The sequence below is a fragment of the Moorena sp. SIO3B2 genome, assembly GCF_010692525.1.
Taxonomy (GTDB): Bacteria; Cyanobacteriota; Cyanobacteriia; order Cyanobacteriales; family Coleofasciculaceae; genus Moorena; species Moorena producens.
Window position 1 is genome coordinate 109,295 of the sequence record NZ_JAAHHE010000023.1, and the last position, 26,249, is coordinate 135,543.

Annotated in this window: 19 protein-coding genes, 2 pseudogenes and 1 riboswitch; of the genes and pseudogenes, 10 read left to right on the forward strand and 11 right to left on the reverse strand. The window is 43.4% G+C overall.

Going from position 1 to position 26,249, the window contains the following annotated elements:
* Nucleotides 1-335: 335 nt before the first annotated feature.
* The 3 genes from F6K38_RS08270 to F6K38_RS08275 all read left to right on the forward strand — a co-directional run bounded on the left by F6K38_RS08270 (nt 336) and on the right by F6K38_RS08275 (nt 2,320).
* Complete coding sequence (locus F6K38_RS08270; RefSeq protein ID WP_044492615.1) at nt 336-884, forward strand: glycosyl hydrolase family 28-related protein; 549 nt, start codon at nt 336-338, stop codon at nt 882-884.
* Between the two features lie 14 nt (nt 885-898).
* A complete protein-coding gene (locus F6K38_RS44120; protein ID WP_499880911.1) occupies nt 899-1,021 on the forward strand; it encodes a hypothetical protein in 123 nt (40 codons plus the stop codon).
* Nucleotides 1,022-1,225: 204 nt separating this feature from the next.
* Nucleotides 1,226-2,320 (forward strand): calcium/sodium antiporter, encoded by a 1,095-nt coding sequence (locus F6K38_RS08275; RefSeq protein ID WP_008182256.1) that lies wholly within the window; start codon nt 1,226-1,228, stop codon nt 2,318-2,320.
* A gap of 59 nt (nt 2,321-2,379) precedes the next feature.
* On the opposite strand, the gene mtnB is transcribed toward F6K38_RS08275, so the two are convergent.
* The 3 genes from mtnB to F6K38_RS08290 are packed head-to-tail and all read right to left on the reverse strand — an operon-like array spanning nt 2,380 to nt 4,779.
* Nucleotides 2,380-3,063 (reverse strand): methylthioribulose 1-phosphate dehydratase, encoded by a 684-nt coding sequence (gene mtnB / locus F6K38_RS08280; RefSeq protein WP_044492618.1) that lies wholly within the window; start codon nt 3,061-3,063, stop codon nt 2,380-2,382.
* A gap of 41 nt (nt 3,064-3,104) precedes the next feature.
* Nucleotides 3,105-4,196 carry a RuBisCO large subunit C-terminal-like domain-containing protein gene (locus F6K38_RS08285; protein ID WP_008182261.1) on the reverse strand — a complete coding sequence of 364 codons (1,092 nt, stop codon included), beginning with the start codon at nt 4,194-4,196 and terminating at the stop codon, nt 3,105-3,107.
* Nucleotides 4,197-4,224: 28 nt separating this feature from the next.
* Nucleotides 4,225-4,779, reverse strand: coding sequence for a 1,2-dihydroxy-3-keto-5-methylthiopentene dioxygenase (locus F6K38_RS08290; RefSeq protein ID WP_008182262.1), 555 nt, complete (start codon nt 4,777-4,779; stop codon nt 4,225-4,227).
* 244 nt (nt 4,780-5,023) lie between these two features.
* On the opposite strand from F6K38_RS08290, the gene ftsH3 reads away from it, so the two are divergent.
* The 6 genes from ftsH3 to F6K38_RS08320 all read left to right on the forward strand — a co-directional run bounded on the left by ftsH3 (nt 5,024) and on the right by F6K38_RS08320 (nt 13,255).
* Nucleotides 5,024-6,865, forward strand: a complete 1,842-nt coding sequence (ftsH3, locus tag F6K38_RS08295) for an ATP-dependent zinc metalloprotease FtsH3 (RefSeq protein ID WP_044492620.1) — start codon at nt 5,024-5,026, stop codon at nt 6,863-6,865.
* A gap of 297 nt (nt 6,866-7,162) precedes the next feature.
* A riboswitch (TPP riboswitch) is annotated at nt 7,163-7,259 on the forward strand.
* Between the two features lie 6 nt (nt 7,260-7,265).
* Nucleotides 7,266-8,639, forward strand: a complete 1,374-nt coding sequence (thiC, locus tag F6K38_RS08300; protein WP_287356435.1) for a phosphomethylpyrimidine synthase ThiC — start codon at nt 7,266-7,268, stop codon at nt 8,637-8,639.
* A gap of 475 nt (nt 8,640-9,114) precedes the next feature.
* Complete coding sequence (locus tag F6K38_RS08305; RefSeq protein WP_287266768.1) at nt 9,115-9,831, forward strand: iron-containing redox enzyme family protein; 717 nt, start codon at nt 9,115-9,117, stop codon at nt 9,829-9,831.
* A 221-nt stretch (nt 9,832-10,052) separates the two neighbouring features.
* Nucleotides 10,053-10,868, forward strand: a complete 816-nt coding sequence (gene cysE / locus F6K38_RS08310; RefSeq protein WP_008182271.1) for a serine O-acetyltransferase — start codon at nt 10,053-10,055, stop codon at nt 10,866-10,868.
* Nucleotides 10,869-11,104: 236 nt separating this feature from the next.
* Nucleotides 11,105-12,667, forward strand: coding sequence for an L-lactate permease (locus tag F6K38_RS08315; RefSeq protein WP_287356437.1), 1,563 nt, complete (start codon nt 11,105-11,107; stop codon nt 12,665-12,667).
* A 216-nt stretch (nt 12,668-12,883) separates the two neighbouring features.
* Entirely contained in the window at nt 12,884-13,255 is a 372-nt protein-coding gene (locus tag F6K38_RS08320) for a TFIIB-type zinc ribbon-containing protein (protein WP_044492624.1), read from the forward strand.
* Nucleotides 13,256-13,632: 377 nt separating this feature from the next.
* Here the strand turns inward: F6K38_RS08320 and F6K38_RS08325 are convergent, their stop codons facing one another.
* The 6 genes and pseudogenes from F6K38_RS08325 to uvrB form a co-directional block, all read right to left on the reverse strand.
* Entirely contained in the window at nt 13,633-13,791 is a 159-nt protein-coding gene (locus F6K38_RS08325) for a hypothetical protein (RefSeq protein WP_229414429.1), read from the reverse strand.
* 27 nt (nt 13,792-13,818) lie between these two features.
* Entirely contained in the window at nt 13,819-14,004 is a 186-nt protein-coding gene (locus F6K38_RS08330; protein WP_324616710.1) for a response regulator, read from the reverse strand.
* Nucleotides 14,005-14,700: 696 nt separating this feature from the next.
* On the reverse strand, nt 14,701-15,180 hold the full coding sequence (locus F6K38_RS08335) for an MEKHLA domain-containing protein (RefSeq protein WP_008182281.1): 480 nt from the start codon (nt 15,178-15,180) through the stop codon (nt 14,701-14,703).
* An 87-nt stretch (nt 15,181-15,267) separates the two neighbouring features.
* Entirely contained in the window at nt 15,268-19,353 is a 4,086-nt protein-coding gene (locus F6K38_RS08340) for a CHAT domain-containing protein (protein ID WP_287254304.1), read from the reverse strand.
* Between the two features lie 493 nt (nt 19,354-19,846).
* A pseudogene (locus F6K38_RS08345) lies at nt 19,847-21,170 on the reverse strand (RNA-guided endonuclease InsQ/TnpB family protein).
* A gap of 424 nt (nt 21,171-21,594) precedes the next feature.
* Nucleotides 21,595-23,595, reverse strand: coding sequence for an excinuclease ABC subunit UvrB (uvrB, locus tag F6K38_RS08350; RefSeq protein ID WP_287356441.1), 2,001 nt, complete (start codon nt 23,593-23,595; stop codon nt 21,595-21,597).
* 732 nt (nt 23,596-24,327) lie between these two features.
* Here uvrB and F6K38_RS08355 point away from each other — a divergent pair.
* Nucleotides 24,328-24,777, forward strand: coding sequence for a response regulator (locus tag F6K38_RS08355; protein ID WP_008182291.1), 450 nt, complete (start codon nt 24,328-24,330; stop codon nt 24,775-24,777).
* A 16-nt stretch (nt 24,778-24,793) separates the two neighbouring features.
* Here F6K38_RS08355 and F6K38_RS08360 read toward each other — a convergent pair whose 3' ends face one another.
* Nucleotides 24,794-24,931 (reverse strand): hypothetical protein, encoded by a 138-nt coding sequence (locus tag F6K38_RS08360; protein WP_008182293.1) that lies wholly within the window; start codon nt 24,929-24,931, stop codon nt 24,794-24,796.
* 28 nt (nt 24,932-24,959) lie between these two features.
* Nucleotides 24,960-26,249 (reverse strand): annotated as a pseudogene (locus F6K38_RS08365) (Na-K-Cl cotransporter); the annotation flags it as partial.

A 26,249-nucleotide genomic window follows, 5' to 3' on the forward strand; every position in this document is an offset into this window, starting at 1 on the left:
AGGAATAAACCTATCGATGTATCCTATCAAATTCGGTTGACTAATTATCATAATTCCTGAGCGGTGAATTGGTAATTTGTAATTAGTAATTGTTAGTTGGTAGTTAGTAATTCGTAATTGCTAGTTGATGATAAACCATCCCCCATTACGCATTACCAAAAATTCAGGGATTATTGGGAAACTAATTAACCGGACTTGATATCATTCAGTATTTTCAATTAAACCCAAGTTGTACTTAGATCTGTTGCCAGATTGGCTTGAATTAAATTTAACAAAAATTAATTAATTAAAGATGAAAAATTGTGATTTATTTGACAGAAAGTGGTAAGGTAAAAATGCTAAAAACACGATTAACTAAGAACCGGTACCGCTGGATGATCAGTAAAGGTTTGGCAGTACTGCTCCACAAAGCGTTGTTTTTTATACATCTACCGCGTAAATACCAATCCCAAAGACTTAAAAATCTAGTAGGAATTCCTCCCCACCTAGCCACGCTCATGCTCTTCTCCCTAAACCTGTGCAGCCTACTATTGGTGATCGGCTTACCTGCTAGCTTTTCCAGCTTGGTCAGTTCTTCAGTAGCAGCGAATCCCCTCTATCCTTTGGATGCGAACATGGTGAATGTGCGGGATTACGGTGTCAAAGGTGATGGTATTACTGATGACACAGCCGCCATTCGCCTAGCAGTTCAGGATAATCTCACGAAACATCGCACCCTGTTGTTTCCAACAGGAAGCTATTTGGTCAGTGATTCAATGGAGTCGAAGAATCAGAAGGGTGTGTTTGGGGCATTTCTGACTTGGCAAGGTGAAGGCACTGAGAAAAGTATGAGCAAGCTTCAGGAGAAAGCCAAAGGTTTTGGTAATCCTGAGCAGCCCACCTAGTAGAGTTGAAATGTTTGTATAGGCCAATTCAAGAGCCAAGTAGACTCTCGAACCGCTACTACAGTACCATCCCGCCTTTTATCTATCTGTCTTTAAAGCAACTGTTTTTAGAGAGTTTGTTGATAAAAATAATATGAAACAGTTAGCCAATAAATTATTAGGTTAATAACTAAAACTAAACCTAGGTAAACACAGAAAAAAATACCCTTGATATGTGTTATCGTTGAGGTGTTTGCGGTTTAAATAAACCCTAGGTAATTATCAGGGCTAAGTCGAGGTTATAGCAAATTTAATGCTTGATGAAGTAAACTCGTCCTCAATGACTTACTCACACACAGCCAATGAACATAATCACTCTCATTTTATTTATTGCTGGCTTTGTACTTTTGGTTTTTGGGGCCGAAATCTTGGTCAAGGGCGCATCACAGTTGGCGTTGGTAGCAGGTGTCTCCCCCTTAGTGATCGGGCTGACTATAGTCGCTTACTGCACCAGTGCCCCAGAATTAGCCGTAGCATTGCAGTCGAGTTATGACGGACAAGCGGATATTGCCCTTGGTAACATAGTTGGCAGCAACATTGCCAATATTTTGCTAATCTTAGGCATATCTGCAACTATGTTACCCTTGGTTGTATCCCGGCAGTTGGTACGATTAGATGTACCTTTGATGATTGGCATATCATTCCTACTCTTGTTTATGAGCTTGGATGGCCAACTGGGTAGAGTTGATGGCAGCATCCTGTTGGCTGGCGCGATCGCATATACTTTATTCACCATTATTCAGAGTCGCAAGGAAAATCAGGAAATCCCAGACCAGGATACTCCTCAAACCCAATCTCGCCAGTCTCGTACTAGCCTTAAAAAGATAGTTACTCAGTTAGGGCTGATTGTTTTCGGCTTAGGAATGTTAGTACTAGGTTCCCGCTGGCTGATTAATGGGGCTATTGCTCTAGCCAAGATGTTTGGCTGGAGCGAGTTGATTATTGGCTTAACAATTATCGCTGTTGGCACCTCTCTTCCAGAAATTGCCACCTCCATTATTGCCAGTATCCGTGGTGAGCGAGATCTTGCTGTAGGTAACGCTATTGGCAGCAATATTTTTAATATCCTGTTGGTGCTGGGGATGTGTAGCTTGATTGTGCCTGATGGTGTACAGGTGTCAACTCCCGCCCTAAACTTCGACATTCCAGTAATGATTGCAGTAGCGGTGGCTTGTCTGCCAATTTTCTTTACTGGCTATCAAATTTCCCGGTGGGAGGGATTTCTCTTTTTAAGCTATTACGGTGCCTATACCTTGTATTTATTCCTCAACGCCACACAACACCAAGCTTTATCAAGATTTAGTACTATCATGATGACATTTGTCGTACCGCTAACGATAGTTACCCTAGTAATTTTGGTGATGCGCAGTATACGGACTACAATCAAGTCTGGTTAAATAATTGCCTTAAATAATTGCTGAATTGTTCCGATTAAGCAATTCAGCAATTGTATTTGTTAATTCTTGATTGAGGTAGTGCTAAGCTCAATTTGTCGAGCAGCTACCATATATCTAAAAATATAATCAGCTAACTCCAAGTAGATCTGGGCACGTTCGGTGGAAGACGCCCAAACCGTTATACCGTGGTTCCGAATTAATAGGACATTGACTGATGGGGGTGCAGCCTGAAAGCGATCGCATATCTCACTACTAATGCGAGACACATCTAGATGGTTGACGAATACTGGTACCGTGATTTGGGGGTTCTCCTCCCGTACTCCAAATCCCTTAAGCATTTCTAGCGGTGGCAAAGGCAGGGTATCTTCTTTAGTGAAGCCAGAAACTAAATTCGCCTCAATGGTGTGAACATGATAACAAGCTTTAGCATCTGGGAATAAAGAGTAGATACTTTGATGAATGCTTGTTTCAGCTGAAGGACGAGATTCAGGTGATGGTTTTTCTACCACCCTGCCATCAGCGGCTATGCGAATAAAGTCTTTGCTGCCTAGCTGCCCTTTATGGCATCCACTAGCAGTAATCCAGAAGCTGCCATCGGGCTGTTTAGCCGAGAGGTTACCCGCTGTCCCCACCATCCAACCTAATTGATAGAAGTGACTGGCAGCAGTAATTAAGGTTGGTCTTGGATCAATAGCTGAACGTAATTGCTGGTCATTTCCGATTGAGGAGCTAAGATTAACCATTCTTCCACCGCTGGGATAGCTGTTGTTGTATATCAAAAAAATCATCCCACGGAATGTAGGGCTTCAAAAAATGCTTTAACGCCAGCAGCAGGACCATCGGGATGATCCATAATGCCAGTTCCAGCATTAAGAATAACCTCCTGTCCGTAATCTGCTACAACCTTAGGGACAATCCCAGCATGAATGCCAGCGGAAGGTACAGGAAATACATTACGCGATCGCAAACTATCTCGAATTCGCTTTTCCTCCTCTGGGTCAAAGGGTAAACTACCATAATGGGCGGGATATAGCACCGCATCTGCCCCACCATGAGCCATCAGGGTTCCCAAAACCACTGAGTAAGCCATCCCGTGGTTTGGGGCTCCACACAGGGCTCCTGCTAAGGCGGGATGGGCAAAAATTGGCACATTAATCTCTGGATCAGCAGCTAAGGCTTCTAGGACAGAGAAACCGTAGGTCAAGACATTCAGCCGCAGGGCATTTGCCCCTTCTTTAACCAAGGTATGAGCTTTATCAAGCAATTTGTCAGCCGAACCAGTTACATTAACGGCATAGAGTACAGTGCGCCCAGTTTGCTGTTTGATTTCATCGAGTACCTTACGGCAGACTTCTAGACGTTTCAGGGTTGGTGCTATCTCCAAATCCCCCAGAATCTCATCATCTTTAATAATGTCAAGTCCAGCTCCAGCAACCTCTTGTAAAATCGCTCCATGGTCTTCAGCTGAGAGTCCCAAGGCTGGCTTAAAAATTGCCATAATCAGGGGACGGTCAACTACTCCTAGTCTTTCGCGAATTCCGGTAATTCCGAATTTGGGATGCCTACCGTAGTGTTCTGGCAAGCGCACTGCCATGACTTTAGCTGGTCCTGCCATGGAGTATTTGCCAAAAATCATGGTTAGTAGAGTAGGGATATCGTTTTCCACATTAGCTTCGGGAAAACGGATGGTAGCCAAACCAGAACCATCAGGGTTAATGACACCTTGAACAACAGTACCAAGATGGGAGCGAAACACATTTTCGAGATGGGCAAAACGAGCATTCCAGGTGCCTGCAGTTTGCCCAACAGCAATCACTTTCGCTTGTTTTTCCACATCAACACCGGTTGGAAAGCGGTAGTCAACTTCAATGGACATATTAAATAAGTTATCAACTGGGATATTCTCAAACAGCTACTACCGGCTTCATCCGAATTTCCGTACCCGTGTACTCCGGAACCCAGCCTTCAGTAGTGATAAAGTAGCGCACAGCTTTAACCCGTCGTGATGGTGTCAGATAAAACCAATGTTCAGTATTCGCTGGCACATTAATGTACTCCTCAGGTTGCACAGTCAACTCCATTTGGCTGCCATCAGGACGTACAAACCCAAAAACCCCAACTCCTGCAACTATGTAGCGCACTTCATCGTCAGTATGGTAGTGACAATCCTTAAATTTGGAAAGGAGGGCATCAAGATTAGGTAAGTCTGGGTAAAGAACGATTAAGTCACGGGATTGATAGCCAGCGGTTTCCTTAAGTTGTTCAAAGTAGCTATCTAAAGCTTGGAGTACTGTTTCCTTTTCAATATCACTAAGGGTGTCTTGCTCTAGAAGGCTGTGAATTTCTGGCTTCTCCCCTACAGACCAGTGATTTAGCTCAACCTTCACAGACGCTAATTCTCCGGCAATATCACTTAGCTCGGTATAAGTTTTACCATCTTCAAGTCGTAAAACCGCCATCATGTCCCTCCTGTTGGCTGTTCGATCTCCAAAGCGCTAAATTATAATATTAAGCATTGGCTTAGGTCAACCCACACCAGCCATCCAAACACTATTCTTAGGTATCAAAAGGGATAAAACGCTTCCAGAAAGGCTGTTTTAGGATAAAGTCCACCCAGTTTTCCTCAGAAAGGTTAACATAAATTAATATAAGAAGCTAAATTCTATATTTGCCACATCCTCGAATCTATGGAGGTAACAACGAGTGAATAAAAAGTGGAGAAACGCAGGGCTGTATGCACTCCTAGCCATAGTGGTGATCGCCCTTGGTACAGCATTTTTGGACAAACCGTCCCCAAGTAGAGATACGTGGCGGTACGACCAGCTGATTAGCCAAGTCGAGAGCGGCAAGGTGGAAACCGTTAGAATCAGTGCTGACCGCAGTAAAGCGATCGCGATCGCTCAAGATGGTCGTCAGGTAGAGGTCAATCTCCCCAATGACCCACAACTAATCAACCTTCTGAATAATAACGGTGTAGATATTTCAGTTCTACCCCAGAGTGATGAAGGCTTCTGGTTCAAGACCTTAAGCAGCTTCTTCTTCCCGATTTTGCTCTTGGTGGGATTGTTTCTATTACTGCGGCGTGCCCAGAATGGTCCAGGTTCTCAAGCCATGAACTTTGGCAAGTCTAAGGCTAGAGTCCAAATGGAACCCCAAACTCAGGTAACCTTTGGGGATGTGGCGGGCATTGAGCAAGCCAAGCTAGAGCTTAACGAAGTAGTAGACTTCCTCAAAAATGCTGACCGCTTCACTGCTATTGGAGCTAAAATTCCCAAGGGAGTCCTGCTCGTCGGACCTCCAGGAACCGGTAAAACTCTCTTAGCTCGTGCAGTAGCTGGGGAAGCAGGTGTTCCCTTTTTCTCCATCTCTGGTTCTGAGTTCGTCGAGATGTTCGTAGGGGTTGGTGCTTCTCGGGTGCGAGACCTATTTGAGCAAGCGAAAAACAATGCTCCGTGTATTGTATTCATTGATGAAATCGATGCTGTGGGGCGTCAACGGGGTGCCGGTTTAGGCGGTGGTAATGATGAACGGGAGCAAACCCTCAACCAGCTGCTGACTGAAATGGATGGGTTTGAAGGTAATACCGGTATTATTATTATTGCTGCTACCAACCGCCCAGATGTTCTTGATGCTGCCCTACTACGCCCTGGTCGTTTTGATCGACAGGTAGTAGTAGACCGTCCTGATTATGCCGGACGTTTGGAAATTCTCAACGTTCATGCTCGTGGGAAAACCCTCGCCAAAGATGTGGATCTCGAGAAGATTGCCCGTCGGACCCCTGGTTTCACTGGAGCAGATTTATCCAACTTGCTCAATGAAGCAGCAATTTTGGCAGCCCGTCGCAACTTAACCGAAATCTCGATGGATGAGGTGAATGATGCCATTGACCGGGTACTTGCAGGGCCAGAGAAGAAAGACCGGGTAATGAGCGAGAAACGCAAAACACTCGTAGCGTTTCACGAAGCAGGTCACGCCCTTGTTGGTGCCTTAATGCCCGATTATGACCCAGTGCAGAAAATTAGCATTATTCCTCGGGGTCGTGCTGGTGGTTTGACTTGGTTCACCCCTAGCGAAGACCGGATGGATTCAGGCATGTTTTCCCGTTCTTACCTGCAAAATCAGATGGCAGTGGCTTTAGGTGGTCGGATTGCTGAAGAAATTATCTTCGGTGAAGAAGAAGTGACCACAGGTGCTTCCAATGACTTGCAACAGGTGACTCGGGTGGCACGGCAGATGGTGATGCGCTATGGTATGAGCGATCGCCTTGGCCCAGTAGCTCTAGGACGGCAGAATGGCAGTATGTTCCTAGGTCGGGATATTGCCTCAGACCGGGATTTCTCAGATGCCACAGCATCAACCATTGATGAAGAGGTTCGCAAGCTAGTTGATGAAGCCTACGAACGGGCTAAGAATGTAATTCTTGGCAATAAGCATATCCTCGATAAGCTTGCTGAAATGCTGATTGATAAAGAAACCGTAGATGCTGAAGAACTCCAAGAGATTCTAAGCACTAACGATGTCAAGATGGCTGCGATCGCTCTTTAAAACACCGCGATTTGGGCAATCACCTAGGTAAATACAATGGTGAATACAATAGCCTCTAGCTCTTAATCATCCGTAACAGGATACCTTAATAGAACACCGTAACAGGACAGTGTAACTAAGCACTGTCCTGTATTATTTTTAAATTAAATCTTAAAAAACAATAAGGATATAACTATTCCTGTTCAAAATTCCATAAGCTAATCTAAATAATCTCGAATTCCATAGATTCCCCACGTGTGAATCTATGGCAAGGAGCGCGATCCTAAATCCGAAGGATTTTTTTGTAATACTATAGTCAAACCAAGCTAGGGGTGCCTGAGAAACCAGGCTGAGATTACACCCTTAGAACCTGAGTCCGGTTAATACCGGCGGAGGGAAGCTGTGATCGAGGAAATTAAATATGCGAATTGAATGGGTTGCCAAGCGCCGTGGTCAGAGCAATGTGACTCAAATGTACTATGCTCGCCAGGGTCTCCTGACAGAAGAGATGCACTACGTAGCCCAGCGGGAAAACCTTCCCGTTGAGCTGATCAAAGATGAAGTGGCACAGGGGAGAATGATTATCCCCGCCAATATCAACCACACTAACCTAGAGCCAATGTGTATTGGTATCGCCTCCAAATGTAAGGTGAATGCCAATATCGGTGCCTCCCCCAACTCTTCTAATATGGATGAAGAGCTAGAGAAGGTTAACTTGGCCGTGAAGTACGGGGCCGATACCGTTATGGACTTGTCTACAGGCGGTGGCAACTTGGATGAGATTCGTTCTGCCATCATTAATGCCTCACCCGTACCCATTGGCACAGTACCCGTTTACCAAACCTTAGAAAGTGTCCACGGCAAAGTCGAAAACCTTACTGCCGATGACTTTCTCCACATCATTGAAAAGCACGCTCAGCAAGGAGTTGACTATCAAACCATCCACGCTGGCATCTTAATTGAACATCTGCCTTTGGTCAGAAACCGGCTAACCGGCATTGTTTCTCGTGGTGGTGGTATCCTAGCCAAGTGGATGCTTCATCACCACAAGCAAAATCCCCTCTATACCCACTTTGACGACATTATCGAGATTTTCAAGAAATACGATGTCTCCTTCAGCTTAGGGGATTCCCTGCGTCCTGGCTGCACCCATGATGCATCTGATCAAGCCCAGTTAGCAGAATTGAAAACATTGGGGCAGTTGACTCGTCATGCTTGGGAACATGATGTACAGGTCATGGTAGAAGGACCTGGTCATGTGCCGATGGATCAAATTGAGTTCAATGTCAAAAAGCAGATGGAAGAGTGTTCAGAAGCACCTTTCTATGTCCTAGGACCACTAGTGACAGACATTGCTCCTGGATATGACCATATCACCTCTGCCATTGGGGCAGCTTTAGCTGGCTGGTACGGTACCGCCATGCTGTGCTATGTAACCCCGAAAGAACATTTGGGACTGCCCGATGCTGAAGATGTCCGCAATGGATTAATTGCCTACAAGATTGCTGCTCATGCGGCGGATATTGCCAGGCATCGTCAAGGAGCACGGGACCGGGATGATCAACTCTCCATTGCTCGCTACAACTTCGACTGGAACCGCCAGTTTGAACTTTCCCTTGACCCCGAACGAGCTCGGGAATACCATGATGAAACCCTACCAGCAGATATCTATAAGACAGCAGAGTTTTGTTCCATGTGTGGACCAAAGTTCTGCCCCATGCAAACTAAAGTTGATGCTGATGCCTTGACTGAACTAGAAAAGTTCTTGGCGAAAGAACCTGCCCATCAAGGCTAATTCAATCATCAATAAACTAAACCTTTTAAAAACCCGGTTTCCTAGGAGAAGCCGGTTTTTTTTTGACTTTTACTGCCACTTACCTATTAGAGCGCTACGGGCTGGGAATCGGGAATCGGGAATCGGGAATCGGGAATCGGCAATAGGAAATACGCAATAGGGAATAGGGAATAGCAAATAGGGAATAGGCCATAGGGAATAGGCAATATAAAAGCCAAGTTACACAGCTTTTAGCAATTATCAGATCACCATTATTTGTAAATAAAATAGCGCGTATTTATACCTATAAAAAAATAACTATATGTAGCATTTTTTAAGCTATTTTATATAAATTTGATAATTATAACTCATCTCATAAAATTAGATGCTTCACAGCTGATTAACCAGTTAATTTAAGATAAAACTCAGGAAATTTTCAGATTAGCGAATGATGGTAGTTATAGAGCTAAGATAAAACACACAAAGGATCAAAAAAATGACAACTCGTGATGAATTTTGGACGATAGCAGATCATTCTCGACTGGAAGCTGAATATCTAGCTGATAAGAAACTGCAATATTTACAACATGCCCCACTGTCAGCTTTACAGCAGATATGTATCCAGTACCGTCATTTTACGAAAGAGTTTCCTGATAATTTGGCGATTCTAATTTCAAAAGCTCCTTATGGAAAATTTAAAAGCTTAACCGCTGAGATACTAGCAGAAGAGTTAGGTGAAGGAGATCATGAGAATAATCATCTCCAACTATGGGATAACTATCTGTTAAGCATTGGTATAAATCAAGATTTATTTGATGACTCTCTTAGCGAAGAAAATAAAATTTTGCTTGATGAGATCAAGCAACTAACTTTAAGCAAGCCTACCACCTATGTTATTGGATTATGTGGCATGGGTGGAGAGTGTCTTTGTCAAGTTTATCTCTCTACTATGTACAAATATCTTGTCAAAAACCCATATATCAAAGAAAACAAACACACCATTGATTGGGATTTTTGGAACTTTCATGTTGGCGAAGCTGATATTATCCATCGTCAAAAGGTCAGAGATGCCATTAATGAGATAGTTGATGCGGATCCATCTACCGTAGATCATTTAACAGCTGGCTATCAGAAAGCCAAACATAATTGGGATACATTTTGGACGAATAACTACAAATTAGCCATGACTAAGCAGATGGCAGCTGTAAATTGAGTGAATAATTGAGTGAAATAGAAGTAAGTAGAGTCCATCAATCAAATCACTCTACTACTTCAAAATACCCAATAATAACAAATTGGCTCGATAGTTTATTATAGCAGTTGGCAATTTAATCAGGTACACCTTAAAACCCTGAACGACACACAGGACAAGGAAAAGCAAAAAAGCCGATGCCTGATAGCTCACTGCTAACTGCTATATTAGCTTGACTCAAAATGAAACAAAAATCAGAAATGAAGCATTCTCTTGAAGCTTTGAAGAAACATGGCCAAACCACAGCTTCATCTACTTTAGGCTTGTGGGATTCTATTCGAGCAGATTTTGAGGCTGTGTTTGAGAAAGATCCTGCTGCTTCCTCTTGGCTTGAGGTGTTAACTTGCTATCCAGGCTTACAGGCAGTGACGGTTCATCGCTTTGCTCATATCTTATATCGCCACCGTTTATTTTGGCTGTCTCGCTTCGTATCCTACATTGTCCGTTGGCTAACAGGAATTGACATTCATCCAGGTGCTACCCTTGGTCGGGGCATATTTATTGATCACGGTACAGGTGTAGTAATTGGGCAAACCGCCATCGTTGGAGATGGAACCTTAATTTATCAAGGCGTTACTTTAGGTGGCACTGGCAAACAACTAGGTAAACGTCATCCGACTGTGGGAAAAAATGTAATCGTCGGAGCGGGAGCAAAAATTCTTGGGGACATTGAAATTGGTAACAATAGCCGTATTGGAGCAGGCTCAGTAGTTTTACGGTCTGTTCCTAATGACTGCACTGTTGTTGGGATTCCGGGACGAATAGTTAGGCAATTCGCCCAGCCGATTAGTCCACTTGCTCACAGTAACATCCCTGATCCAGTAGCTAATGTGGTTGATAAACTTATCCAAAGGATAGATGAGTTGGAAATCAAACTAAAGCAATTACAGCAGTTTAGAGAAATGGAGTTCACCGAAAAGCTGTTGTGTCAAGATCAAGCTATCAACTTATCTCACAATACTAATTTAAATAGTCGTCAGCTAGCAAAAGTAGATTAACTGTAAGCATTCAGCCGTCAGCTATCAGCTAATGCGCTACGCGCACGCTACTTGAGGTGCTAGCAGGCGCTTTAACTCCACAGGGTCGGATCAGTACGAGCAGGGATTTTCAACCAGCCGTACCAGCACCCCCCAGCTTTTTTACTACCTCCCGTTGATTAGCATGATAGCTGACGGCTGACGGCTGATAGCTGAATGCTTACGATTAACTTTTGTTAATACAGGAGACAAATGTCTTGGAAATCATAATTGCTACTATGCCCTTGTGGGTAGCCATAGTAATGCTAGTGGTATTGCAGCGACCAAGCCAACAGGCAGGACTTGCTACTTTGATAGCTGCTATCGGATCAACACTACTATTTCCTGTTTTTCGTTTGTTTCCTGGGCAATTACTACTTGCTTTGGTGAAGGGACTTGCGACATCACTATCAGTATTCTATGTCCTATTTCCCAGTTTGCTACTTTACTATCTGCTCAAGTCTGTAGATGGTATGAGCCTTTTAGGACGGGGTATTTCTCGCTTAGTCCCTGAGCGAGACTTACAGGTGTTGTTGCTAGTGATTGGCTTCGCTCCTTTTGCCGAGTCAGTTAGTGGATTTGGAGTTGGTACCATTTTAGTCATTCCACTGTTTCTCGCATTAGGTTATAGTTCTGCTCAGTCAGCTATACTGGGTATTTTGGGTCAAATGGCTGTACCTTGGGGAGGGCTAGCCATAGGTACACTTCTTGGAGCAGAAATAACTAATCTAGATCCTAGTATTCTAGGTTCGACTACTGCTCTTTTGACTGCTCCTCTGCCCGTAGTTTACGGACTGGTGGCACTAGCAGTGAGTGGTGGCAAGAAATCCGTGCAACGCCGATGGCCAGAAGCGATCGCTGCGGGAGTGCTTCTTACCATAGGAGTTTGGGGCTTCAGTTGGATTCCTGGGGTTGAACTTGCCGGTGTACTTGGCAGCACACTGGTAATGTCATTCTTAGTGGTGTGGGCAAACCGAAAACTATTTCATAAACTATTTCATAAACTATTTCATAAGGCAAAACGAAAAAGACCAGTAAATCTAGTCAACAGTGCCCGTAATAGTTCCGAAAAAACGGCTCATGATTCGGCTGAGCATGGTATTACTAAAGTATCCCTCGGGCAGGTAATAGCTCCCTACGGGATTCTGACAGCAATTCTGCTGATTTCTCGCTTAGTTGTTCCTCTAAAAATTTGGCTGAAGAGTCATTTTGTGATATCAATAGCTGCCATCAATCTAAATCTACCCCTGCTTTACAACCCAGGCTTTTATTTACTTTTGACAGCTTTGGCTACAGTCACAATTTTGGGAACAGTCGTACACAAACTGCGAGTGATAACAATACAAGCTTGGCAACAATTTATCCCTGGAGCCATAGCACTCGCCTGTTTTCTAGCAGCTTCTCAAGTTATGCAAGCCAGTGGCATGATAGCTAGTCTAGGCATGGCCGCAGCAACACTTGGTGACAAGTATATATGGGTTGCACCTTGGTTAGCTGCTCTAGGAGGCTGGATTACTGGTTCAAATACTGCGAGTAATGCCCTACTTTCCCAATTACAACAAGAGGTAAGCATTCAGTCTGGCTTACCACTACAGTGGCTGATGGGAGCTCAGAATGGAGCTAGCGCCCACGCCACGATGATTTCACCTGCTCGTGCTATTATTGCTGCCACTGCTGTTGGGTGGTCTGGAGCTGAAGTCTTCTTGCTCCGGCAGATGGGACTAGTAGTTCTAGGAGCAGTGGCAGTTATTATGTCACTTCTGGTTTTGGCTGTACCATAAAATCTCTATTTTTAGATAGAGTAAGTATCAAATAAATAACTGAACATAAATTATGTTAAATTTATGTTCTCTTGGTTAATAAACTTAAAGTTGCTCAAACCCTTTCTGTTCCAAGATACCCGATCCCTGCTCCGAAGTTCCCTGCTCTGAACAGTCAACTTGAATTATGTCTGGCTACCGAGTATGATATGTAAATCCTAGAGATGGTTGAGCGAAATGACCCAGCTGAAATGCCCTAAATGTCAAGGAACCTTAGAAGCAGTTGTGTATTCAACGATTCCTGTAGACCGCTGCACCAGTTGTCAAGGGATCTGGTTTGATTCCATGGAAGCTCAAATGTTGAAGGAGATAAAAGGTTCCGAGATTATAGATACAGGTGACCCGAAAACAGGGAGTAACTTTAATAAAATTAGAGATATCAATTGCCCGAAATGCCAGACAAAACTGACCAAAATGGTTGATATAAAACAGACTCATATTCGGTATGAAAAATGCCCGGTATGCTATGGTCTCTGGTTTGATGCTGGTGAATTTAAGGATTATAAGGAAGAGGTAATAGCAGACTTTTTTAAGGATATCTTTAGCTAATTAATAGGCTAATTAATAGGCTAATTAATAGGCTAAGTAGCAATTTTTAATGTCAATTAATTTGCTGCCACTGGGAAAACCTATGGGAAAAGGTAGTAGCTTGACCAGGATGCTAATTTCCCTGATCAAGCAGGTTCAAAATACTCAAGTCGGAAATGATCAGGTCTATTCGGCTGGTTTAGGTAAAGTGATGATAAATTCACTATATGCTCCCACTTCAGTTTCCAGCTTCAAGGTTCCTCCCTGACTGCCTGACACATCTGTGTGAAAACCAAACAGATCAGGTTCTACACTTTAAAGACCGAATACGGGAAAACCAAATCTGGTCGTAGTAATCATCCTCAGCTTTATGGCATGCAAAGCACGGTTGCGGATCTTTAGGTAACAACGGTACTGGCCCGACTGAGTTGCCTACCTTTATTGACTACTCCTTTGAGCCAGCGCAGACCAATTTTGAGATAGCTTAGACCTCGTTTCCAATGGGGATCTACCTGCCTCCTTCTGCCTTGAAGTTGAACAGCCGAAGACGCAATCACTACTTTTGAGTGCAATTGGGGGGATTGTCATAACTGTCGGATCATCTCAAAGCCATCCATCTGTGGCATCAACAAGTCAGTGATAATCAGGTCTGGTGAAAATGCTGTGGCTTCGTCTAAAGCCTCTTGACCACTGCTAGCTTCGATCAGTTCAAATCCCAGGGGAGCCAGCAGATTGACAATCACCCAGCGATTTTCCTGTTTATCATCCACCACCAGAATGCAATACCAAGTAGGGTTCTAGTGCCAGATTCGATTGACTCAGTGATGGGATAGCCTGGAGCTGTAATCATTATGGGTTAGAATCATTGAACAACATGGACTTCTGTGAGGCCAGTTACATATAGAGTTCCCGGCTAGTCCGACCCAAATAACGGCTTTGTACTTGTAGGGGGATGATTTATGGAGATCGGTAAGAGACGGGAAGTGGGGGAAGATACTGCAAGAAGGGGAAGTAAGCGGTGAGGTATCTAATCTGAATTAGCACGTAAGCATTCAGCTATCAGCTATCAGCTATTAGCTTGCATAGGTAAGCCTTCGTTTAATCTCTGTTAGGTCAGCTGTTCGGGTAGCGTGGCCACAAGCCAAGGGCTTTTACCCAGACTTTCAATTATCATTAATCTCGAATTATTAAATTCTCCCGTTTGTGCATTGCGCATAGGCGCACGCTACGCGAACGGCGCACGCTATGGGAACGAGGTTTGTTTTAAGCTGACAGCTGACAGCTGACAGCTGACGGCTGTCAGCTTACATTAGCACTAGGAATTAGCACTATTAATGCTACAAATGATTTCTTTGATTGAATCCCTAAGGGGGCAGGGGTGCTCAAGAGCAAGGGAGAGGACTTTGAAGTTTTTCCCCCTTACTCAAAAATAGATAAAAAATAGACAATTTAAGTGGCCAACATCGTCAATTAATCCGTATCCACTGGGAAAATGTAGCCCCTTGACCACAATAGTTATTTTCCTCATCAATGAGATTCCAGACGATAAAATCTGAAATCTGGAACCGTTTACCAGTGCTAGAAATGCGGACACCTTGATAGTTGCTAATATAGCCCTGGGTTGTGACTTGGTTAAGCAAGCGTAAGCGCTCCTCCCTTTCCATTGGCTCAGCTGAATATCTCGAAGGCATCTGAGTCAATTGGTTCCAATCCATTTCCCACAATTCTAAACCTTTCCGATTGCCATAGTTTAGAATGGGGTCTGATTCAGTGTTGTGAGAGTAGACGACAAAGGGAGCTTCAAATAGTGCCTGTGCAATTTCCATAGGTGAGCCACTGGTATCGATTAGAGAACGCCCTGTCCAATGATGAAAGCTATGGATTAGACGTTGGCTCTGGCGAATTACGGCGTCTTGTTGCCAAGGAAATTGGAGCTCAGTGTTCATCGGTTTATTATTCTGTACAGATTTATCACCCTTAGGGAACTATAGTAATCCAAAACTCTGTGATTCTGAACTCCTGCAACTCCTTGATTACTCGGCTTCCCCAATCAGAGTAAAAGCCGCCCATTCCACTGGATTTGGGTACTGTTTAAGAGTCGTAAGCATGGCTTGACGTAGAGCAACTGCTTTGTCAGGTGTTTGTTGTAGCTGGCGATAGAATTCAATCATCAGGTCAGCTGTGGAGTCATCAGGTACTTTCCAGAGGGAAACAACCACACTGGGTACACCAGCAGCCACTAAAGAACGGGATAATCCAATCACGCCATCACTGGTAACTCGACCTCTACCAGTGTTGCAAGCGCTTAAAACTACTAACTCAGCACTAAGCTTGAGGTCGAGTATTTCACTAGCACTGAGAAAACCTTTATCTGTTTTAGTCGGAGCAAGGGCGATCGCTCCTGGTAAACCTAATCCCTGGAAGTCATTCAGTAAGCCGTGAGTAGCTAGATGTATGATCTTTGCCTTTGACATTTGCTCAACAACTGATTTCTTGGTGGCTTGATTGCCAATCAGGGCTTGAGTATTGAACATCTCAGCGATCGCTAGCGCTTCTGTTTCTGTTCCAGGAAGAGGGGGCAAACCTTGAGGCATCGTGGGATTACCAATTACTAGCATCTCTTCTCCAGAAACTAGTTGCCGTTGCTGGTTAGTTAAATCCAGCACCTGAATCGAGGGAGCAGTGAGCATAGTATGTTTTTCGATCAGGTATTGACCAGAAGCGTCTTGTAGTGCTGGGAAAGGTACTAGAAACAAGGATTCGTGGGGAATAAAGGTTACACGAGCTTCGGGATTTGTAGGTAAGAGTTCGGCAATTGGTTCAATGAGCAGTTGATGCAGTTGTTTTAATTGTTCAGTTTGACCAGCTCTCTCTGTTTTAGTCAATCTTTCTCTGGGAACTAAATCAACTAGGGATGGGCTTCTTCTGAAAAAAATTGATTTACGAGTGATAACAACCAATTCTTTCAGAGATGTATCTAGATTAGTTAAATCAACCTGACGAAAAGCGATTTTACCTCTAGGGTTAATTACCCAAATGTAAAGCTCTTTGTCTTCAAGTTGGCGCACACCTTCGGCTTCGACGACTTCTTTGATAAGAGAGTATAAAACTATTGTCGAGTTTTGTTCTTCAGTAATTTTTTTTATTTGTTTGATATTCGGAGGGGCAATCGGTTTATTAGTTTTGAGGTTTGATTCAGACTCTGATAAACCTCTCGCTAATAGTTCAACAAAGGCTCTTGCTCGTCCTCTTTCAGTAATTTCTAGGGCTTGATTGAATTGTTTTCGATCTACTAAATACTCTTGTAAAGCGCTATAAGTTGTTTGATGAGTTTCAAAAATGGATACTCTCTCAAGGTCATTGCTGCCTAAGTTTGACCGCAAAGACTCCCAAATTTCAATGGCAGCAAATAGAGCCTCATTTGCTTCTTTAGGATTTCCGGCTTTGTAGAGAGCATCACCTAAGTTGCTTAAAGCTCGTCCCTTGGCGTGGCGATCACCTAGTTGCTTGGCAATTTTTAAACTCTGGCGTTGGTAGTTTACTGCTTGGTTGTAGTCTTCTAGAGCATAGTAAATTATTCCCAAATTTTCTAGGGCTACTAACTGTCCATAGTTATCTTGCAATTTTTGTGCGATCGCTAAACTCTGCTGAGAGTATTCAATTGCTTGGTTATAGTCGGTCAGGGTATAGTACACCAAGCTCAAATTAGATAATGCTCTTGCCTTTCCAGGTAGGTGATCGGATGTTTTAGCGATCGCTAAACTTTTTTCTTTGTATTCAAGTGCTTTGGTATATTCCTTCTTAGCGTAGTAAGCTAATCCGATATTGCTTACTATATTCCTTTCCATCTCAGACTCATCGGTTGAGTTTACTAGTTCTAGACCCTGTTTATAGTATTCAATAGCTTTGTCATAGTTTCCTATTGCACCATAAGCTGCTCCTAAACCACTTAAAGCTTGCGGTTTTCTTCTTAAGTTTGGGTCTGATTGGGCAAGAGTAAAATGCTGTTTATGATAGTCTAGAGCTTTGCCATAATCTCCCAAAATATAGTAAGTTACTCCGAGGTTATGTAGAGCTTTTGATTCTCGCAAGTTATCACCAATTTTTCGTGCAAATTCTAAATTTTTATGATAGCATTCAGCAGCTTTAGTGTAATCTTTTGCACCAACTTGTCTAGAAAATCCTTGAGGATTTATGAGCAATTGTTCTTCTGCCAGACACTCTGTAATTTCCAGTACCAGGATTGTCAGTCGTTCTAGTCCAATTGCTTGAGTCTTGTTTAACCTCTTGCTCTGATTGACCGCCAAATCTGATCGATTAACCTGGCTTGGCAAGGCAGAGTTTTGATTGTCTGACCTTCCTGATGGTGTTGTTGGGGAAGGATTTGAAGGATTTACAGGATTTACAGGTCCAAGAATTTCTCTTCTTGGAGATTCAGGTGGTAGTAGTGCTTGATTCTCTAACTGTGGTTGTGGTGGTAGGGAAGAATTTGAAAGATTTACAGGATTTACAGGTCCAAGAATTACTGTTGTTGGAGGTTGTGGTGGTCGTAGTGGTGGAAAATCTGACTGTAGTTGTGGTGGTAGCGGTGGTAATGGCTTTGGGTCGATGACTGAAGGAGGTTCAATCATGGGTGGATCTAGATCTAAAAAAGGTGGAGGTTCAGGTGCTGGTGAGACTTGAGATTCTGAACTTTGTATAGTATAATTCTGGTTTCTGAAATCTAGAATGGAAATAATAGTAGAAGTAGCAGTAACATTTCCTTTACTGATGTCACTACCAGCAACAAGAGTAACGTTGCCACTGTCACCATTACCACTAGCAGCATTTATATCACCAGCATTAATAGTTCCCTCGGTAGCGAATAATTGAACCTCTCCTCCTTTACCTTTCACAGAGGAAGAATCAACTACGCCAGCACTAGTATCAATACTTCCTCTATCGCTAACGGCAGTAATATCACCACCATCACCATTATTACTGGAAGCCTTGAGACTCCCGGTAGTGATATTACCTTCTGCTTTCAGGTCAATATTTCCACTATCACCACTTACCGCCGTTGAATCCAGTGTGCCACTACTAGTATCAATCTCTCCTTCTCTACTATTGAGGAAAATTCTTCCACCATCGGAAGTAATTGATGCTGTCCGAATATTACCGTCTGCTTCAATAACTACTTGCTTACCAGCGCTGATATCCTGGACCACCACATCACCATCTTCCACCTGGATACCAGAACCTATCAGTTGTACTGTACCCTCACGATTTACCTCAATTCCTGTAGCATCACCGCCGCCAACTGTCAGCAGTTCCGGTAGGGAAAGGGGAGTGAAGGGAACAGTGGCAGAGGGGGAAACTTCTAAACTGAGAATATTACCTGGCTGGGAAATACGGAGTAAATTTTCTCCAGGCACAGCCTCAATAGTAACTTGACCACCAGATGCAGTAAGAGTGCCATTACTGATCACAGTACCACCTACTAAGGTTAAATTCTGCCCCTCTTTAACTGCTAAATCAGCTAAATTGATGATCCCACCTGGTTGGGAGACAGCAAAATCAAAAGTATTGGGCTTGCCTACCAAAGAAGCATAGTCATTGCTACCAATAGCGTTAAACCAGCCGCCATCAAAACCAATACCAGTAGCGGTGGTGGCGGTAAAAGAAGCAGGTAGATCGATGCTGGCACCAGGACCAAAGACAATCCCGGCGGGGTTGATCAGGAATAAATTTGAATTACCCCCTGTAACCTGGATTAAGCCATTAATGACAGAAGCATCACCACCAGTGACTCGCCCTAGGATATTTTGGATATTAGGATTAGAGAGAAAGATGGCAATCTGACCTTCACTCAGACCAAATTTCTGGAAGCTGTGAAACAGATTCGCACCATCTCCCGACAGCTTACCGCCATCAATGTTGAATTGGTTACCCTCAGGGTTGACAACAGTACCAGTACCATCGTTGGCTTCAACTATCGGTTGCGCCTGCACAGGGGTTGGCAACGGGGAACAGGTCAAATAGGTTGAAGAACAAACAAGCACGAAAAACTTACTTGCTGCCCATCTTCCCTTACCAATGATCTGGCTCAACAGGTTAAGACAGCTCAATGTTAGTCTCATAAGTTATAGAATTCATAGGGAATCTGGGTCGAATACACCCTTTTGAACAAAGTAGACCTATATTTAACAGGGGGCTACTAGAGCGGATTTGGTATCAAAGCTCTACTGCTTTATTCTTTGGAAGAAATCCCCCTTGGGATGAGGACACTTAGTTTAATCTTTGGCAAATATCGAGCATCTCAGTTTCCTGTCAACTATGTATTTATCAGGGCTAATGCCTCCGTTTTATGCCGAGTGTGGTTTTTGTCACAAAACTTAACATACAGACTCTAGGGCGTGTCTGCTTGCCTCAATAGCCCATGAGACCGAGAGTGGGATCGAGACAAAAAAGCGTTCCCGTAACGGCTCAATGCTCGCGCATCGCGTTTTGTCATGAGCAATCTGAGGGGGTAACAGGTCGGCTATAGTACTGTTGAGTATGAATGCCATAGCCAGAGGGCAAATCTCTCCACAGTGCGCCTGTTTTCAACATCCCGACCATGCCGTACAGATGTCAATAATTCCTCCACCTCCTGTTAGTTTGACACTCCCCGGTCATTAGACGCGGGGATTCTTCACTCAACGACCCAGCTTGCTGAACCTGACCGGAGTCAAGAACAGTAGAGGCCAAATCTCCTGAAGCGTATCGGCTTTCGCCGACGCTACGCGAACGGATTAATAATCCAAGTTCCGACGTGCCCCGTCGTACTTATGGCTCTATTACGGATGTTGATGGCGGCATTGTGGTCTCTATCTAGCTGGCAACCACACTTACAGGTGTGAGTCCTAGTCGATAGAGACTTTTTGACAACTTCGCCACAATCAGAGCAGTTTTGACTGGTATAGGCAGGATTTACTGCAACAGTTATCCTGCCAAACTTGGTTCCAAAATGCTCTAACCATTTCCTGAATTGGTACCAACCAGCGTCATTAATAGACTTAGCTAGACAGTGATTTTTTGCTAAATTCTTAACTCTTAAATCTTGCCTTCGGCACGCTGCGCGAACGTAAGCGACCAAATCGTTAGATTGGATTACGCAACGTGCCAGTCCTTTGGCATGTTCTTGACGTTGCCTACTTATTTTAAGGTGTTGTCTACCTAGTCTATTAACCGCTTTCCTGCGATTGGATGTTCGCGTAGCGTGGCCTACGGCCTTGCCTTTCTTTTTTCGGGAAACCCGACGTTGATAAAACTTTAATCTCTTTTCCCCGATTCTATAAAATCGGGGGTTAGGTTCAGATCGACCGTTAGAATCTGTATAGAATTCCTTAAGTCCTACGTCTAGTCCTATTATTTCGCCAGTATAGGGTAGTTCTTCTTTTACGTTAACTGCAACGCAAAATTGAACATAGTACCCATCAGCACGTTTGACTATCCGAACCCGATTAATTTGCTTCTTGTCGAAATGCCATAAGTCCCAGGTGCCCTTGAGCTTAAGTTTTCCAATCCCTTTCTTGTCCGTGAACGTTATCGATTTTTTGTCAGGGGATAGCTTCCACCCTGACTTCTTGTATTCGACAGAACGAGCACGTTTCTGGAACTTTGGAAAACCCTTATTGCCTGGAATTTTCTTCTTGCAATTATCGTAGAAGTGAACAATCGATGACCATGCCCTCTCGGACGCAGCCTGACGGGCGGTAGAGTTTAATTCATTAGCAAAGGAGAACTCTTTAGCCAGGATTTTAGAATACCTGCTAAGGTCACTTTTTCCTGTGCCTTTATTGTCTAACCACAAACGAAGACAGCTATTTCGGATAAACTTAACCGTCCGAATGGCTTCGTCTATAGCTGAATATTGGGACTCTTTGCCTTTCGCTTTAAACTCTAATATAATCACCGAATTTCGACCTATTTTCATATATATTTATAATAACATTTTTATATAAATATGTCAAGCAACAGTCAATACTTTGATCACGGCGACTAAAGTCGCTATGAGCTTTAATCCCGGAGACGAAACCTGATTAATAGGGCAGCCTTAATCATGGAGGCGCGCTTTCCATAGGCGAATTAAATTCGCCATGGGTCGCGCCTCAAAGTTTTAACCCTTTTACCCATAGCCGACCAACCATAAAGGCCAGAGACGAAACCTTAGACAGTGGAGCCTTATAACAATAGCCTTAACCTTTTTACGCATAGCCTGCCGACCATAAAGGCTCCACTGTCTTACGGTAACTTCAAACCCTATTCTTGCGGCAACTTCTGACCCCGGTTTGAAAACACGGGGCTTTCAGCTTGGGGAGTTCCGTAAAAAATCTTAGTTAACTTCGATTACCTAGCAGTTTATCCCGCAGCTGCTTAATGCGATCGCGTAACTTTGCTGCCGTTTCAAATTCCAACGTCTTCGCTGCTTCCTTCATCTGTTCTTCTAACTGATTAATCAACTCCGGAATCTTCTCTAAAGGTACATCATCCACCTGTTCAAACACCGATTCAAACTGTTGAGCATTCAACCTTCGGGAGACATCCAAAAATGTCAAAATTGGATTGTTTGCGGTTTTGCGAATCGGCTGTGGTATAATGTTATTTGTGATATTATATTCACTTTGAATCTTACGACGGCGATTAGTCTCATCAATCGCTTTTCTCATGCTTTTTGTAAGGGTATCAGCATACATAATGGCTTGCCCTCGGACATGACGTGCTGCTCTGCCTATAGTTTGAATAAGCGATCGCTCTGCCCTGAGGAACCCTTCCTTATCCGCATCCAAAATTGCTACCAGAGAGACTTCTGGCAAATCCAACCCTTCTCGCAACAAGTTAACCCCAACCAATACATCAAATTCACCCTGGCGCAACGCCTGCAAGATTTCAATCCGTTCAATAGAGTTAATATCCGAGTGTAAGTAGCTGATCCGAATATCCCGTTGTTGCAGATAGTCTGTCAAATCCTCAGCCATGCGCTTGGTTAAGGTTGTTACCAGCACCCTTTCCTGACAATCCACCCGCTGCTTAATCTCAGCCAACAAATCATCTACTTGACCTGCTGTAGGACGGACAAAGATTTCTGGATCAAGCACTCCGGTAGGACGAATGATCTGTTCCACGACTCGCCCTTGAGATTCTTCCATCTCCCAATCCCCAGGAGTAGCAGAGACAAAAATACACTGATTCACCTTTGCCCAGAATTCCTCTGCCTTCAGGGGTCGATTATCTGCTGCACTGGGTAAGCGAAAGCCATGGTCAATCAACACTTGCTTTCGAGCGCGATCGCCATTGTACATTCCCCGAATTTGCGGCACCGTAACATGGGATTCATCCACTACCAAAAGCCAATCTTCGGGAAAATAATCAATCAAACACTCTGGTGGTTCCCCAAGCTTGCGTCCAGCCAAGTGACGAGAATAGTTTTCCACACCATTGCAGTAACCAATTTCGAGCAACATTTCCAAATCATAGCGGGTACGCTGTTCCAACCGTTGGGCTTCTAGTAAGTTCCCAGCTTGCTCCAATTGAGCCAAACGTTCCTCAAGTTCTGCCTTAATAGCATTACAAGCTTCTTCCAACCGTTCATCGGGAGTAACAAAGTGACGAGCAGGGTAAATATTTACTCCCTCTACACTTTGGAAAATTCCACCCGTCACTGGGTCAACGTAGTGAATAGCATCAATTTCATCTCCGAAGAATTCTACCCGAATAATTCGGTCTTCATAAGCCGGGCCAATTTCTAACACATCCCCCTTCACCCGGAACCGTCCGCGTCCCAATTCTAAATCATTCCGGGAATACTGTACTGAGACTAAATCCCGTAAGAGTTGGCGTTGGTCAACTTCGGTATTTACCCGCAGAGGAATCGAGGCTTTTAAGTATTCTGAGGGGATACCCAAGCCATAGATACAGCTAATGGAAGCCACCACTATGACATCCCGCCGTTCAAAAAGCGATCGCGTAGCTGAGTGCCTCAGCATATCAATTTCATCATTAATTGACGCGGTTTTCTCGATGTAGGTGTCAGTGACCGGGATATAAGCTTCCGGCTGGTAGTAATCATAGTAGGAAATGAAATACTCCACCGCGTTATGGGGAAAAAACCCCCGCAATTCGTTACATAACTGCGCAGCCAAGGTTTTGTTGTGGGCAAGTAATAGGGTAGGTTTGCCAACTTTTTCAATTACCGATGCCACGGAGAAAGTCTTACCTGTCCCCGTAGCACCCAGTAGAGTTTGGATACGGTTGCCAGCCTTGAGGTAAGTGGTGAGTTGGGAAATAGCTTGGGGTTGGTCCCCTGTTGGTTGAAAAGGGGCTTCGAGGTTAAATAGCATCTTAGACGCTTCTGGCACAGCTAAAAAAAAATCCGTAAAAATACTATCTATAATTTCATCATAATTTTTGTACATTTATAGGTACTGATGGATAGATTATTCCCCAAATTCAATAGATAGTTTTAATACTTGCCCAAAATTCGGAGGGGAGGATGAGAACTATCTGGTTAAATGCTAATTGCTTAACTCATAATTATCACGTATAAAAACTATACGTTATCGGTAATTAAAAACGGTTAATTACCAAAATTCTTCCTATCAATATTTATCATTTGCTATCGACATTTTATTTCATGTTAGAGCCTTTTAATAGTTGATTTAACTAAGCTTTTTTTGTACTACATCGTTTTTCATAACTATGAGGCACACAGTTTTTTTGTTCTGTTCCTTATTCCTTATTCCCTATTCCCTATTCCCTATTCTATACAAATTAGGAATTTGTACCTAATTTAATTTAAAAAAGCTGTAATAATTAATTGATTATTAAATTGAGAATTATATCATTAAAACTATGAAACAATAATCATATATATCTAATATGAACAACTAACCCAAAAATAAATAATTGTTAATTTTGGTAATTATTAATCGGTAATTTCGAGGGAGATAAGTATTATCGATTATACCTGACAACGCCCCAATTAATCGAAAATTATATGTATTCCCAAAAAAGCCACTATAAACTCTTTACAAATTGATTGTTTTAATCTCAACATAAAAAAATCAGGAATTATGAACTATAGAAATACTATTCAGCGGATTGAAATATTGCTAGTGGAAGACAATCATCGTGACGTAGACTTGACCAAAGCTACTTTAAAAAATAGCAATACTCGCAACAATATCCAGACTTTTACCAATGGTAAGGACGCTATGGCATTTCTACGTCGAGAATCCCCTTATACTAAAGCACCCCGTCCCGACGTAATTTTGCTGGATTTGAATCTACCAGTGATGGATGGTCGTGAAGTGTTAGCACAGATTAAATCTGATCCAAAATTGAGTTTAATTCCAGTGATTATTCTGACCTCCTCAGATTCTGACCAGGACATCCTCACAAGCTACAAGCTAAACGCCAATGCCTACGTCACTAAGCCCTTTGAATTAGACCAGTTTCTCAAAGTATTGAAGTCAATTGAAAACTTCTGGCTAAGTATTGTTAAACTGCCACCCAAAAATTAAGCATTGCCAATTCATGCTATAGGGTTTGTATCTGGTAATAGGTAATGGAGACTTGGTAGTTAACGATTACCAAGTCTCCATTACCCATTACCAAAAATACCGAGACTATTTTATCAGTGATTAACCAGACTTGATAGTAATAGTCAATTGGCAATTAAAAATTTTAAATTGCTGTTAGTATACTACAAATCTTCACTGAGAACTTCATGGAAAGCAAACCCAGGGGCAGCCAGTACAAAGACAATGGTAGGAAGACCAGCAGTTTTTTGTTGTAAGCTTTCGTAATATTGAGTAAACTTATCGTCTGGTGTAGCCATACCCATAAAGATTAAGTCAGCATCAGCCGATGACTCATGAAGAATAGCATTAAAAGAACGCCCTTGGGAAACCAGCACCTGACAAATAACCCCAATCCGCAACTGTTTCACCCAATTACTTAGGTTTGCCCGTGCTGCTTGAGCTGCTATTTCATTAGGAAGCACCAACTTGAGGTAAATCTCAGCATTTTGCCACTTCAGGTCGCTGCGCAATAGATAGGCGAGGAGCAACATCAGGCTACCATTGGCTTGCTTACCGCCCCACCAAACATCAATCCGTTGACGACTACCGAAACCCTGCTCCCGATTTTCCCGCAGAATCACTACATTACGCTTTGCCTGGTGTATGTGAGTAATCAAGCGACAGTAAGGCTGGCGACGGCTAAGGGTTTCGTTATCCCCGAGTAAAACTGTATTGGGAACTAGTGGTCCTATACCGTAAGTTTCCACCAGTTGCCGGGCTCCGGTAAAGGGATCCGGTGCTGTTACCAAGCGCACTAGAGCTTGTACACTACGCCGTTCGAGATACTCACTGATGGTTTGTTCTAACTGTGCCTGCTTAGCAACACTATGGGAACTACTGGGTAAAATACTCGAAACGGTCACTAAACCGCGATTATGGGTCAGAGCATCGGCTAACTCTATCAAAGACCATCGTTTAGTGGGAGCTCCCGACAGCACCAAGATGTGGGGTCGCCAGTTTTTCGGATCAGGGTGATGACTAATCTGAAAAATACCAGTGCGCAACAGTGCCATCCAAATGCCCCGGCGTACATCCCCCCAAGCTGTGCGCAGTTCCCGCTGCTGTAGCCAAAGGTAAACCCCTAAGACAATAACAGCTGCTGCCACTGTGGCAAAGGCATTTATCAAAAACATTACGATCAGGCAACCCAATGCCCCTAACAGTGACAGAAACCAGTTAACTTTAAAGGAGGGTCGGAAGGAAGGACTTTGCAAAAAGCCCTCAATGGCAGCTGCTACATTCAACACCAGATAGGTGGTCAGAAAGAACATACTTAGCACTGGTGCAATGATATCTAATTGACCAAGGCAAACTGCAGCAGTAGCTATTCCCAACGTTACAGCGGTACCAATCCGTGGTTCATCATCTCGTCCACTACCCGTACCTAGGAATCGCATCCAACGGGGTAATAC

Bases quoted from the DNA above. Each gene is read 5' to 3' on its own strand.
- mtnB (WP_044492618.1), bottom strand. From the start codon at position 3,063: ATGGTTAATCTTAGCTCCTCAATCGGAAATGACCAGCAATTACGTTCA.
- F6K38_RS08305 (WP_287266768.1), top strand. From the start codon at position 9,115: ATGACAACTCGTGATGAATTTTGGACGATAGCAGATCATTCTCGACTG.
- F6K38_RS08285 (WP_008182261.1), bottom strand. From the start codon at position 4,196: ATGTCCATTGAAGTTGACTACCGCTTTCCAACCGGTGTTGATGTGGAA.
- cysE (WP_008182271.1), top strand. From the start codon at position 10,053: ATGAAACAAAAATCAGAAATGAAGCATTCTCTTGAAGCTTTGAAGAAA.
- F6K38_RS08275 (WP_008182256.1), top strand. From the start codon at position 1,226: ATGAACATAATCACTCTCATTTTATTTATTGCTGGCTTTGTACTTTTG.
- F6K38_RS08340 (WP_287254304.1), bottom strand. From the start codon at position 19,353: ATGAGACTAACATTGAGCTGTCTTAACCTGTTGAGCCAGATCATTGGT.
- F6K38_RS08320 (WP_044492624.1), top strand. From the start codon at position 12,884: ATGACCCAGCTGAAATGCCCTAAATGTCAAGGAACCTTAGAAGCAGTT.
- thiC (WP_287356435.1), top strand. From the start codon at position 7,266: ATGCGAATTGAATGGGTTGCCAAGCGCCGTGGTCAGAGCAATGTGACT.
- uvrB (WP_287356441.1), bottom strand. From the start codon at position 23,595: ATGCTATTTAACCTCGAAGCCCCTTTTCAACCAACAGGGGACCAACCC.
- F6K38_RS08270 (WP_044492615.1), top strand. From the start codon at position 336: ATGCTAAAAACACGATTAACTAAGAACCGGTACCGCTGGATGATCAGT.
- F6K38_RS08290 (WP_008182262.1), bottom strand. From the start codon at position 4,779: ATGGCGGTTTTACGACTTGAAGATGGTAAAACTTATACCGAGCTAAGT.
- F6K38_RS08335 (WP_008182281.1), bottom strand. From the start codon at position 15,180: ATGAACACTGAGCTCCAATTTCCTTGGCAACAAGACGCCGTAATTCGC.
- F6K38_RS08355 (WP_008182291.1), top strand. From the start codon at position 24,328: ATGAACTATAGAAATACTATTCAGCGGATTGAAATATTGCTAGTGGAA.